The sequence below is a fragment of the Staphylococcus sp. GDX8P54P genome (assembly GCF_017893165.1).
GTDB classification, from domain to species: Bacteria; Bacillota; Bacilli; order Staphylococcales; family Staphylococcaceae; genus Staphylococcus; species Staphylococcus borealis.
Genome location: NZ_JAESMM010000009.1, coordinates 72,663 through 86,100, shown reverse-complemented (window position 1 = coordinate 86,100; position 13,438 = coordinate 72,663). Strand labels below are relative to the sequence as shown.

At 32.0% G+C, this 13,438-nt stretch carries 11 protein-coding genes; 10 read left to right on the top strand and 1 reads right to left on the bottom strand.

Going from position 1 to position 13,438, the window contains the following annotated elements; translation table 11 throughout:
• Window positions 1–22 precede the first annotated feature (22 nt).
• The 6 genes from KA909_RS04065 to opp4C all read left to right on the top strand — a co-directional run bounded on the left by KA909_RS04065 (window position 23) and on the right by opp4C (window position 7,488).
• Window positions 23–1,693, top strand: coding sequence for a peptide ABC transporter substrate-binding protein (locus tag KA909_RS04065; RefSeq protein WP_210125442.1), 1,671 nt, complete (start codon window positions 23–25; stop codon window positions 1,691–1,693).
• 184 nt (window positions 1,694–1,877) lie between these two features.
• Window positions 1,878–3,590 carry an oligopeptide ABC transporter substrate-binding protein gene (gene opp4A / locus KA909_RS04060; RefSeq protein ID WP_210125441.1) on the top strand — a complete coding sequence of 571 codons (1,713 nt, stop codon included), beginning with the start codon at window positions 1,878–1,880 and terminating at the stop codon, window positions 3,588–3,590.
• Between the two features lie 46 nt (window positions 3,591–3,636).
• Window positions 3,637–4,608 (top strand): ABC transporter ATP-binding protein, encoded by a 972-nt coding sequence (locus tag KA909_RS04055; protein ID WP_210129983.1) that lies wholly within the window; start codon window positions 3,637–3,639, stop codon window positions 4,606–4,608.
• 13 nt (window positions 4,609–4,621) lie between these two features.
• Window positions 4,622–5,596, top strand: coding sequence for an ABC transporter ATP-binding protein (locus KA909_RS04050; RefSeq protein ID WP_193839561.1), 975 nt, complete (start codon window positions 4,622–4,624; stop codon window positions 5,594–5,596).
• On the top strand, window positions 5,593–6,555 hold the full coding sequence (opp4B, locus tag KA909_RS04045; protein ID WP_210129982.1) for an oligopeptide ABC transporter permease: 963 nt from the start codon (window positions 5,593–5,595) through the stop codon (window positions 6,553–6,555). The genes KA909_RS04050 and opp4B overlap by 4 nt, the downstream gene beginning before the upstream one ends.
• A 24-nt stretch (window positions 6,556–6,579) precedes the next feature.
• Window positions 6,580–7,488: an oligopeptide ABC transporter permease gene (gene opp4C / locus KA909_RS04040; RefSeq protein WP_142237127.1), complete on the top strand. Its 909-nt coding sequence runs from the start codon at window positions 6,580–6,582 to the stop codon at window positions 7,486–7,488.
• A 55-nt stretch (window positions 7,489–7,543) separates the two neighbouring features.
• On the opposite strand, the gene trpS is transcribed toward opp4C, so the two are convergent.
• Window positions 7,544–8,533: a tryptophan--tRNA ligase gene (gene trpS / locus KA909_RS04035; protein WP_210129981.1), complete on the bottom strand. Its 990-nt coding sequence runs from the start codon at window positions 8,531–8,533 to the stop codon at window positions 7,544–7,546.
• Window positions 8,534–8,821: 288 nt separating this feature from the next.
• On the opposite strand from trpS, the gene spxA reads away from it, so the two are divergent.
• From spxA to pepF, 4 genes are all read left to right on the top strand, one after another.
• The gene (spxA, locus tag KA909_RS04030; RefSeq protein WP_011276230.1) at window positions 8,822–9,217 is read left to right on the top strand and encodes a transcriptional regulator SpxA; all 396 of its coding nucleotides are present in this window, start codon (window positions 8,822–8,824) and stop codon (window positions 9,215–9,217) included.
• A 328-nt stretch (window positions 9,218–9,545) separates the two neighbouring features.
• Window positions 9,546–10,265 (top strand): adaptor protein MecA, encoded by a 720-nt coding sequence (gene mecA / locus KA909_RS04025; RefSeq protein ID WP_053029709.1) that lies wholly within the window; start codon window positions 9,546–9,548, stop codon window positions 10,263–10,265.
• A 101-nt stretch (window positions 10,266–10,366) separates the two neighbouring features.
• A complete protein-coding gene (locus KA909_RS04020) occupies window positions 10,367–11,326 on the top strand; it encodes a competence protein CoiA (RefSeq protein WP_210129980.1) in 960 nt (319 codons plus the stop codon).
• A 64-nt stretch (window positions 11,327–11,390) separates the two neighbouring features.
• The gene (pepF, locus tag KA909_RS04015) at window positions 11,391–13,199 is read left to right on the top strand and encodes an oligoendopeptidase F (RefSeq protein WP_193839558.1); all 1,809 of its coding nucleotides are present in this window, start codon (window positions 11,391–11,393) and stop codon (window positions 13,197–13,199) included.
• The last annotated feature ends 239 nt before the right edge of the window (window positions 13,200–13,438 follow it).

The window sequence follows — 13,438 nt, the reverse complement described above, 5'->3', positions numbered from 1 at the left end:
GGGGAAGGAGGATGAAATTGTTATGAGAAAAATTAACTTCAAAGTGATTTTAGGTTTAATTGTAACTACTTTACTATTAAGTGCATGTGGTAAAGGTGGTGGATTATATGATGATAGTGGGCAAACATATCGAGTTGCCACTTCTTCAGATATAAATACACTTGATTCAACGCTAGCTACAGATACAGTTTCATTTACAATCTACAATCAAGTATTCGAAGGGTTATATTCACTTAATGGTAAAGATGAAGCTGTACCAGGTGTCGCAAAAGGACAACCTAAAAAGTCAAATGGTGGAAAAACGTGGACAATTAAATTACGTAAAGATGCAAAATGGTCTAATGGGGACCCGGTAACGGCACATGATTTTGTATTTGCATGGCGTAAAGCTGTTGATCCAAAAACTGCATCAGAATATGCATACATAATGTACGATTTGAAAAATGCAGAAGATATTAATTTAAATAAAAATGGTAAGAAACCTAAAGATTTAGGAGTAAAAGCATTAGATGATTACACATTACAAGTTGAGTTAACAAAGCCAATTCCTTATTTTCAACAAATGTTAGCTTTTGGTACGTTTATGCCACAAAATGAAAAAGTAGTAAAAAAATATGGTAAATCTTATGGTACTACTGCTGATAAAACTGTTTATAATGGTCCTTTTAAAATTGATAAGTGGGCTGTAGAAGATAAAATTATGTTAACTAAAAATAATGATTATTGGGATAAAAACCATGTTAAATTGGATAGAGTCAACTATAAAATATTGAAAGATACACAAGCTGGTGCCTCATTATACGATACAGGTTCTGTTGATGTCGCAGGTATAACTTCTGAACAAGTAGACAAGTATAAAGATAGTCCAGCGTTATTCAAACGTTTATTAGCATCTACATTCTTTTTGAAACTAAACCAGAAAGAACAACCAGAATTTAAAAATAAAGACATGAGATATGCGATTGCTCAAGCAATTAATAAAAAGGACTACGTTAATGAAGTGCTTGGTACAGGTGCAAAACCGTTTGATGGCTTTACTGCACGTGGAACAGCTAAAACACCAGATGGCAAAGATTATGCTGATACTGTAAATTCACCACTAAAGTACGATCCTAAAAAAGCAAAAGAACATTTAGAAAAAGCGAAGAAAGCACTAGGTAAAGATGAATTTACCTTCACATTAAATACTGAAGATACACCAGATTCTAAAATTTCTGCGGAATTTATTAAATCTCAAATTGAAAATAATCTACCAGGAGTAACGGTAAAAGTTAAGCAATTACCTTTTAAACAAAGAGTTCAAGCTGAATTGACGATGAATTACTCAATGTCATTATCAGGTTGGGGACCAGATTATCCTGATCCAATTACTTTCTTAGATACGATGACAACAGGAAACGCTCAAAACAACACTGGTTGGAGTAGTAAAGAATATGACAACTTATTAAAAAAAGCGAACGGTAGTTTACTACAAAAACCAAACGAGAGATTTGCTGCTATGCGCCAAGCTGAGGAAATTTTCTTAAATGATGCACCTGTAGCACCAATTTATCAAAAAGGTGCTGCTTCATTAAGAAATCCACAATTAAAAGGTATTGAGTATCACCAAATTGGTGGAGATTATTCATTAAAACATGCATATATGGACAAATCAATTGATAGAGAAACTGGTAAGAAAAAGAAAAATGAATAAAGCGTGTCAAAATGCAGCCTAGCTACGAATGAGATAGTTAGGTTGTATTTTTGTGGGAAATTTAAATTAATTGAAAGTTAATAATTAAAATGTTATCTGAAAATTCTAAAATTTAACTTGTTAATTTTTATTTTAGAAGTAAAATAAGAAAAACATCTTAGAATCAACAGGAGGATTGATGTGAGTGAAAGTCATTGGTAAATATTTAATACTCTTACTAGTAGCAGTATTAGTATTGAGTGCATGTGGAAAAGGAAAACAGGATGAAAATTCAAAGGATATGTCAAAAACAGAAACATCTAATCACAAAGGTGGAGTATTAAACGTAGGTTTAAATGCTGCTCCTTCAGGAACACTGTCATCTGTGTTGAGTTCAGATGCTTCAGACTCAGCAGTCGAAGCTTATTATAATGAATCATTAATTAAACTAGATAAAAATATGAAACCTAAACCATTTATTGCTTCATGGAAAGATATTGATCCAGGTAAGAAGATTAAATTTACAATTAAAAAAGGCATTAAATGGCAAGATGGTAATGAGTTTAAAATTGATGACTGGATTTATACGTTAAATGTTTTAGCAGACAAAGATTATGAAGGTAGTTATTTCCCTATCGTTGAAAACATCGAAGGTGCTAAAGAAAAACATGAAGGCAAAGCGGACACGATTAGTGGATTGAAAAAACTAGATGATTATTCTATGGAAGTTACTTTTAAAGAGAAGAAAGTAAATTATCTTGAAGGCTTCTTTGCTGGTCCATTATTAAGTAAAAAATATTTAAGTGATGTAGCAGTTAAAGATTTAGCGAAATCAGATAAAATCAGAAAACATCCAATTGGTATTGGACCTTATAAGGTGACAAAAGTTGTTCAAGGTGAAGCAGTTCAATTAGAGAAATTTAATGATTATTGGCAAGGTAAACCAAGTTTAGACAAAATTAATTTAAAAGTTATTGATCAAACACAAATTGTGAAAGCTATGAAAAATGGCGAAATTGATATGACTGATTCTACTACAGGTAGTATTGCTCAAGAAGCTAAAAAATCTGGAGATGGAAAACTTAAAGTATTATCAACACCAGGTACAGACTATTCTGTTATTGGTTTTGTATCTCATGATTATGATAAAGAGAAGAATAAAACTGGTGCAGAACGTCCTAAATATAAAGAAAAAGAACTTAGACAAGCAATGTTATATGCAATTGATAGAAAAAAATGGATTAAAGCATTTTATCAAGGTTATGGTAAAGAACTAAATAGCTTTGTTCCATCTATCCATTGGATTGCAGCCGATCAAAAAGACTTAAATAACTATAGTTACGATCCTGAAAAAGCTAAAAAAATGTTAGATAAATTAGGATATAAAGATAGAAATGGAGATGGCTTCAGAGAAGATCCTAACGGTAAACCTTTTGAAATTAACTTAAAACATTATTCAGGCTCAAACCCTACATTTGAACCTAGAACTGCGGCTATTAAAGATTTCTGGGAAAAAGTAGGATTAAAAACGAATGTAAAAATGGTTGAGTTTGGTAAATATAACGATGATTTAGCGAGTGCTTCTAAAGATATGGAAGTATATTTCAGAACATGGACAGGCGGTTCTGATCCAGATCCTTCAGATTTATATCATACGGATAGACCACAAAATGAAATGCGTACTACCGATAAAACATCAGATAAATTATTAGATGATGCGTTAGATTTTAATAAAGTTGGTAATAATGATAAAAAACGTAAAGATATTTATCTACAATGGCAAAAACATACTAATGAAGTTCTTCCAGCATTACCAATTGTTCAATTAGATACTATTACAGTAGTCAATGATAAAGTGAGAAATGTTGATATCTCAATTGGCTCAGATAAGGATTTATATCAAATAACTAAAGAATAAAAGATGAACCTCGACTTTAGTCGAGGTTTATTGATTGGAGTAAAGCATGAATCGTTATTTATTAGAAATAAATGAATTAGAAACATCTATTAATATCAACAATAACTGGTACCCTACAATTGATCAAATTTCTTTTAAATTAAAAAGTAATGAAACACTTGGAATTGTTGGAGAATCTGGATGTGGCAAATCAATCTTAAATAAGTCAATTGTAAAACTCTTACCAGAAAAAATATCTAAAATCACACACGGTAAAATGATATTCGACGGTAAAGCGCTACAAAATGCTAGTGAAAGTGAATACCGAAAAATTAGAGGGAAAGATATCGGTATGGTGTTTCAAGAGCCTATGACGGCACTGAATCCTGTATTTAAAATCAAAAATCAATTAATAGAACCTATTATTTTACATTTACATAAAACGAAAAAAGAAGCATATGTGTTGGCTAAAGAATTGTTACAACAAGTAGGGATAGCTCGAGTAGAAGAAGTACTAAATAGCTATCCGCATCAATTATCCGGTGGGATGCGACAAAGAGTGATGATTGCGATTGCAATTTCTTGTAACCCAAAATTATTAATTGCTGACGAACCGACTACAGCGTTAGATGTAACGATACAAGCACAAATTCTTGAATTACTAAAAAAATTACAGCAAAAAAATAACATATCAATTATTCTGGTTACGCATGATTTAAGTGTCGTATCGGAATTTTGTGATAAAGTCATCGTCATGTACGCTGGACAAATTGTTGAATTTGGGGAACTACATCAAATTTTAAATCATCCTAAACACCCATATACTAAGAAATTACTTCGTACAATTCCAAAGTTAAATGAAAGTGTAGAGTATTTAGAAGTGATTGATGGCATGGTACCCAGTATAACTGAGTTTAATAAAAATCAATGTCGTTTTGCGAATAGATGCGAAGTCAGAATGGAATTATGTAACCAACGAGAACCAAAACTTATGAGTAGGGATGGTAGTCAAGTACGCTGTCATCTATTAGACCAATAGAGGGGAAGAAAAAATGGATAACATCTTAGAAATACAGAATTTAAAAACATATTATCCTATTAAATCAGGACTTTTTAAACCAACACAATACGTTAAAGCAGTAGATGATGTTTCTTTTACAATTAAAAAAGGACAAACATTTGGTTTAGTAGGAGAATCAGGATGTGGTAAGTCAACGCTTGGAAAATCTATCGTTCGATTAGAAAATATAACATCGGGTGAAATTAAAATTAATGATGTTGATATTACGCAATTAAATGGGAAAAAATTACGAGAAGCGCGTAAAAATTTTCAAATGATATTTCAAGACCCCTATGCTTCGTTAAATCCAATGCAAATGGTTGGAGATATCATAGGCGAACCGTTACAAAATTACCATGTAGTTGATAAAAAGAAACTTAAAGATGAAGTAATGTATTTATTAAACTGCGTAGGGATGAGTGAGGATACGTATTACAAATATGCACACCAATTTTCAGGGGGACAAAGACAGAGAATAGGTATAGCTAGAGCGCTAGCAATTAGACCAAAACTTATTGTAGCTGATGAACCTGTGAGTGCCTTAGATGTATCTGTTCAGTCTCAAGTATTAAATCTTATGAAAGATCTACAAAAAGAATTTAATTTAAGCTATTTATTTATAGCTCATGATTTGAGTGTAGTGAAACATATTAGTGATGTGATAGGTGTTATGTACTTAGGACATATGGTGGAAATCGCAGATAGTACTGAGTTATATAAAAATCCACAACACCCTTATACTAAGGCTTTAATTTCGTCTATACCCCAATTTAATCAGGCTAAGGGAAATAGAATTATTTTGAAGGGAGAATTACCATCTCCAAGTAATCCACCTAAAGGATGCCCATTCCACACTAGATGTCCGATTGTACAAGATAAATGTCGCGAGCAAGGACCGAAACTAGAAGAAATAAAATCACAACATCATGTTGCTTGCTTCTTTACTGAAAGGGTGAATGCGAAATGATAAAACTCATCTTAAAACGATTTCTTTTAATGATACCATTATTGTTTTTGATATCAATCGTGGTATTTAGCTTAGCAATAATTCAACCAGGTGATCCTTTTAGTGGACAATACAACCCTCATGTTAAGCAAGAGGCAATTGCCGCTCAGAGAGAAAAATTAGGTCTCAATGATTCTATACCAACGCAATATGTCAGATGGATTGAAAATGTAGCACATGGTCATTTAGGAGAATCTATTAAATATAAGCGACCAGTATTTGATTTAATTATTGAACGCTTGCCTAATACAATATTGCTTGGTGTTGTATCTCTAATAATTACATATATATTATCGTTTATTCTAGGAATTGTTTCAGGAAGATATGCATATTCAATAGGAGACTATACTATTCAAGTTTTTAACTACGTTATGCTGGCTATTCCTTCATTTATTGCGGGTGTATTTGCAATTTATCTATTTGCATTTCAATTCCCGATATTTCCTTTTCAAGGGTCAGTCAATATTAATCTTCAAGAAGGAAGTTTTGCATACTATTTGAGTAAGCTCTATCATACGATTTTACCTGCTTTAACGTTGGGATTATTATCAACTGCCGGTTATATTCAGTATTTAAGAAACGATATTATTGATAATGCTAATAAAGACTATGTTTTAACTGCTAAAGCAAAAGGTTTATCAATGAATAAAATTTATAATAAACATATTTTGCGTAACTCATTAATTCCAATCATTACGTTTTTAGGAGCTGATATTGTAAGTATCTTAGGCGGCGCGGTTATTACTGAAACAATTTTTTCTTTTAATGGTATTGGTAAATTGTTTTTAGAATCAGTAACTGGGCAAGATTATCCATTAATGATGGCGTTAACGTTATTCTTTTCATTTTTGGGGTTATTTGGAAATCTTATATCTGATATAACTTATAATTTTGTCGATCCTAGAATTCGTAGTAATTAAAATGAGAAGAGGTAAAGGTAAATGATGACCAAACGACGTAATCACTTAAAAACTGTAAAAAAAGCATCTTCACCTACAAAGATTGCCTTACACAAATTTGCCAAGAATAAAATTGCTATGGCATCATTAGTATTTTTAATTTTAGTAGCCATTATATCAATTATTGCACCATTATTAGCACCGTTGCCTATTAATCAGCAAGATTTATTAAATATCAAAGGTGACATGACTTCTCAAAATATATTAGGAACCGACTCCGGAGGTAGAGATAATTTCAGTAGATTATTATTTGCAGGAAGAATGTCGTTGACAATTGGATTAGTTTCTACGATTGGTATGCTAGTAATTGGGATAGCAATAGGTGTCATATCAGGTTATTTTGGAGGCATACTTGATACCCTATTAATGCGTGTCACTGAATTTGTAATGCTTTTTCCGTTTTTAATTTTCGCAATCGTTTTAAATGCTGCGCTTGGTGATAAAATTAAAAATCCATACGGCTCAGCGATTATTTTAGTAGCAGTTATTATCGTTCTTAGTTGGGGAGGTATTGCTAGATTAGTACGTGGGAAAGTCATGCAAGAAAAAGAAAATGAATATTTCTTAGCTGCGAAATCGATTGGTACGCCCACACATAAAATTATTTTAAAGCATTTATTACCTAATATTTTAAGTGTAGTTATTGTGCAAGCTACGTTAACTTTTGCAGGAATGATTGTAGTAGAATCTGGTTTGAGCTTTTTAGGATTTGGGATTAGTAAATCCATTCCTTCATGGGGGAACATGTTAAGTGATGCACAAGAAGGCGACATTATTAGTTCTAAGCCCTGGATATGGATGCCCCCTGCACTAATGATTATGTTTACAATACTAAGTATTAACTTTGTTGGTGAGGGACTTAAAGATGCATTTAACCCTAAAGGGAGAAAATAACTAAAAATAGGTAATAAAAAAGTGAGATGAGTTAAGTCATCTCACTTTTTTATTATTATCGTTTACGCCCTAGTCCCATAGCGCGTTCTATTTTTTTCAATGTTTTGAATGAGGCTTTTTGGGCTTTATCACGACCATGATCTAGTATTTCATCTAATTTGTCTGAATGATAAAATTCATCGTATTTCTTTTGGAAATCAATTAAGAAATCTTTGACGATTTCTGATAAGTCGGTTTTGAATTTTCCGTATCCTTCATTTTCGTATTTAGCTTCTAAATCTTTAATAGATTCATTTGTTAGGCTAGAGTAGATTGTTAATAAATTTGATATACCTGGTTTGTTATCTCGATCAAATTTAATAATGCCATCTGAATCTGTTACAGCACTTTTAATCTTCTTAGCAGCCACGTTAGGTTCATCTAGTAATGAAATAAAGTTTTTTTGATTGTCATCACTTTTACTCATTTTCTTAGTTGGATCTTGTAAACTCATTACACGGCCACCTACTTTAGGCATGCGAATTTCTGGCTTAACTAGAACGTCATTATAACGACTATTAAAGCGTTCAACTAAGTTTCGAGTTAATTCCATATGTTGTTTTTGGTCTTCACCAACTGGAACAATGTTAGTATTGTAAATAACAATATCTGCAGCCATTAATGGTGGGTAAGTTAGCAGTCCAGCTGGAATACCATCAGTTCGCTTTTGAGCTTTATCTTTATATTGAGTCATACGTTCAAGTTCACCCACGCTTGAGATTGTTGTGAGCATCCAACCAGCTTGTACGTGTGCTGGGACTTCAGATTGTATAAATAAGGTCGCTTTTTCCGGGTTGATTCCTGATGCTAAATAAATAGCTGCAAGTTGACGTATTTGTTTACGCAACTTGATTTTATCTTGCGGCACTGTGATTGCATGTTGGTCAACAATGCAAAAATAACAATCGTAATCATTTTGTACATCAGCAAATTGTTTCAATGCGCCAATATAATTACCAATTGTGGGTATGCCACTAGGTTGAATTCCTGAAAATAATGTCTCCATATTAGATGCCTACTTTCTTAGTTTTAATTCATATTATTTAAATTATAACAGTATTTCTTTAAAATGTAAGTTATGTTAGTATGTAGTTATACGTTAATTCTAAGCCTTTAAAGTTAGGTTTTTAGAAAATTTGAGATTTCTCAGAAAAATTAGGATTTTCTCATTTAATTTTAATGTTAGATAGTTATACTTACATTGTAAGGTTAAGAGGACTAAATAAACGATTATTTCTTAATCAATAAATTTAAAAATAATGAATAATATTCATTCAATAGGAGAGTGAGATGTATGGTAACATTATTTACTTCACCAAGTTGCACATCTTGCCGTAAAGCGAAAGCATGGTTACAAGAACATGACATTCCATATACGGAGCGTAACATTTTTTCTGAACATTTAACAATTGATGAAATCAAACAAATTTTAAAAATGACTGAAGACGGAACTGATGAAATTATTTCTACTCGTTCTAAAACATACCAAAAATTAAACGTTGATATTGATTCTTTACCATTACAAGATCTTTATGCAATCATCCAAGATAATCCTGGACTTTTACGTCGTCCAATTATTTTAGATGAAAAACGTTTACAAGTTGGTTATAACGAAGATGAAATTAGACGTTTCTTACCTAGAAAGGTTCGTACTTTCCAATTACAAGAAGCGCAACGTCTTGTAGATTAATTTTAAAATTTAATTGAAGATTATAATATTATGAAGAGACTGGGACATAATTAATATAATGAAGCTATTTTGTAAATTTGCAGTAGCTGACTGAACTGAGAAGGCGCTTTAATTAAGCTTTTCTCAGTTCTAGTCATCCTTGCGGGGGTGGGACGACGAATTTAAAAAGAATTCTGTTCCACTCCCTTTTTGTAACTCTAAAAGGGAATATGTTAGTATATATAACGATTATAAAATAGTTAAATTTAATCAAACAAATAAATTGTAATTTCCATCACGTTCTAATACAATATGGTTACTATTCATCGACTGTAAGGAGTGAGATGATATGAGAATAGAACGCGTTGATGACACAACAGTCAAATTATTTATAACTTATAGTGATATTGAAGCTAGAGGATTTAGTCGTGAAGATTTATGGACGAACCGTAAAAGAGGCGAAGAATTCTTCTGGTCAATGATGGATGAAATCAATGAAGAAGAGGACTTCGTAGTTGAAGGCCCACTTTGGATACAAGTACATGCCTTCGAAAAAGGTGTGGAAGTTACGATTTCTAAATCTAAAAATGAAGACGCTATGCATATGTCAGATGAAGATGCGAATGAACAGTTTGAAGAACAGGTTAATGAATTACTTGCAAATACATTGGAAAATGAAGACAGTATTGAAAACTTATTCGAACAAAGAGCGCAACAAAAACAAGCGCATAAATCTGAACAAAAGCAAACGAAACAACGATCTAATATTAGAACAGTTATTGTTAAATTCGATGATTTAGAACAAGTGATAAGTTATGCTTATCATCATAATTTATCAACTGATGAATTTGAAGATTTATTATATATGAATGATAATAAATATTATTATGCTGTTCACTTTGATGAAACAGTGAGTCAAGAGACTATTAATGATAGTTATAGTCAAATGTTAGAATTTGCATATCCAACTGATAAAACTGAAGTGTATTTAAACGATTATGCTAAGATTATTATGAGTCATAACGTCACTGCACAAGTCCGTCGTTATTTCCCAGATACGGTTGAATAATGAAAGGTTTTTACCGAGGCAATAAATATTGCTTCGGTTTTTTGTGTTGAGAAGTAAAATCACCATCTCAAACGTTTAATCTTATGAGGTGAGTGAAATTTATGTTAATGGCTATAAATCAACAAGGCGAGCAAGTATATGCGCATCGTGCAAAGCAACAAGACAGTTATTTTTGTCCACATTGTAGATCACAACTATTGCTAAAACGTGGCACAAAGAAAATCCCGCATTTCGCGCATAAAGTGGATAGCGTAAGTTATTGTGCGAAGCAAGAATCGGAACAACATTACTTTGTAAAGTGCTTCATTGCGAAGATGTTATCACAACAGCATTATCACGTTCAAATTGAGCCTTATTGCCAGACGATACAACAATTTCCAGATATACTAGTCAACTTAAAATTTGTCATTGAAATTCAATTTTCTAGAATAACTATAGAAGAAATCTTAGAACGAACAAAGGGGTTTAAACAACTGAATATGGAAGTCATTTGGTTGATTAAAGATTGTCGATATCATAGAGGAAGGCTATATCTCAATTCATTTCAAGCACATTTTATACATCCAATTAACAGGTGTTTATATGTATGGAATCATGAGAATAAGTGCATTGTTTTATATAGTCAAATTCAGCATATTGGTGGCAAACAATTTATCGCAAAACAAACAGTCATTGAAATCAATGAATTAGTGAATCAGATTAATATAATGTCTCCACCATATCAACACATTTTCAAGCTAATGAAATCTGAAATACATCATTACTTGAATCAATGTAGAAGACAAAATTCTGTCCTTGAACCTTCTTTAAGTGCAATGTATCAATTAAGGTTGTCAGATGAAGCTGTTTATCGTAACTTCGGATACATATTCCCTTATCAACTCTACATTGAGAATCATCCAGTTCAGTGGCAATTACAATTGGAATTATTGAATCAACAAGAACGTGATGTGCATCAGTGTTTAAAAGACTTTCTTAAATTTAGACAGATGTACCTTAACATTATTTCTATGGATCATGTTGTCTCAGAACTCATTAATCATTACAGGAAATATAGTTAAAACGTGCAATTCAAAGGGAATAATGAGAAAATTATACCATTAGTTATTATAGGAGGTTTACTATATGAGTCAACAATTAACAAGAGAAGAGCAAGAACGTAAATATCCAAATGATACGTGGGATTTAACAACAATTTTTGAGAGTGATGAAGCTTTCGAAGCCGCATTAAAAGAGGTTGAAGGTTATCTAGGTAAAGAAGAACAATTTAAAGGACACTTAGGTGATAGCTCGGAAACGTTATACAATGCGTTATCATTAGAAGATGAAATTGGTACTAAACTTGAAAAAGTATATGTATATGCACATTTAAAACAAGACCAAGACACATCAAATGATAAATATACTGGTTTTGAATCACGTGCGCATCAACTTATCATTAAAATAAGTTCAGCATGGAGTTTCTTAGTACCTGAAATACTTCAAATTGATGAAGATAAACTACAAACTTTTATTAATGAGAATAATGATTTAAAACGTTACGAATTTGACTTGAAATTGATTAACGAAAAACGACCACACATTTTAGATGCAGAACAAGAAAGATTATTAACTGAAGCACAAGATGCATTATCTACACCAAGTAATGTATATGGTATGTTCAGTAATGCTGATTTGGAATTTGAAGATGCGGTCGATAAAAATGGTGAGAAACATCCATTAACGCAAGGCACTTTTATTAAATATTTAGAATCAGATGATCGAGTATTACGTCAATCTGCATATAATAATTTATATAAAGCATATGGTGCTTATAATAATACGTTAGGATCAACTTTAGCAGGTGAAGTTAAGAAGAATGTGTTTAATGCACGTACACATCATTATAAAACTGCGCGTGAACGTGCGTTAAGTAACAACCATATTCCTGAAGAAGTGTACGATAATTTGATTAAGACCGTGCATAAATATTTACCATTATTACACAGATATACGAAATTAAGAAAAGAATTATTAAATATCGACGACTTAAAAATGTACGATTTATACACACCTATGGTCAAAGATGTTAAATTTGAAATGCCTTATGAAGAAGCGAAAGAATGGATGCTTAAAGCGTTAGAGCCAATGGGTGAAACATATCTTGATGTTGTTAAAGAAGGTTTAAATAATCGTTGGGTAGACGTATATGAGAATAAAGGTAAACGTTCAGGTGGTTACTCATCTGGTGCGCACTTAACTAATCCGTTTATTCTATTAAACTGGTCAGATACTGTCTCTGACTTATATACATTAATTCATGAGTTTGGTCATTCAGCACATAGTTATTTCAGTCGTAAATATCAACCATCAAATTCTAGTGACTATTCAATCTTTGTTGCTGAAGTTGCATCAACTTGTAATGAAGCGTTATTAAGTGATTATATGGATAAACATTTAGATGATGAACGTCGTTTATTATTGTTAAATCAAGAACTTGAAAGATTCAGAGCGACTTTATTCCGTCAAACAATGTTTGCAGAATTTGAGCATAAAATTCATCAAATTGAAGAAGCGGGTGAACCATTGACGGCAACACGTATGAATGAGGAATATGCTAAATTGAATCAACAATATTTTGGTGATGTTGTTGAAACAGATGACAATATTAGCAAAGAATGGTCACGTATTCCTCACTTCTATATGAACTATTATGTATATCAATATGCAACAGGTTATAGTGCCGCACAAAGTTTAAGTCATCAAATTCTTACTGAGGGTAAACCAGCTGTAGATAGATATATTAATGAATTCTTGAAAAAAGGAAGTTCTAATTACCCAATTGAAATTCTGAAAAATGCAGGTGTGGATATGACATCTCCAGAACCTATTGAGCAAGCTTGTGAAGTTTTCGAGCAAAAATTAGATGCGTTTGAAAAGTTAATGAAAGCTTAAAATAACTGTATACGTTTACAATATGGCAAGTTTGTGACAATTTAAAAATAAGGGGACTTTATTATTGAAACACCTATTTTACCGTGTTATATTATGAACATGAAATTAATCACATAACAAACATACCCCTTTGTTTGAAGTGAAAAATTTCTCCCATCCCCTTTGTTTAGCGTCGTGTAATCAGACACGGCGTTTTTTTTATACTTTTTTAATAACCATCTCAGTTTATTATCTCTTAA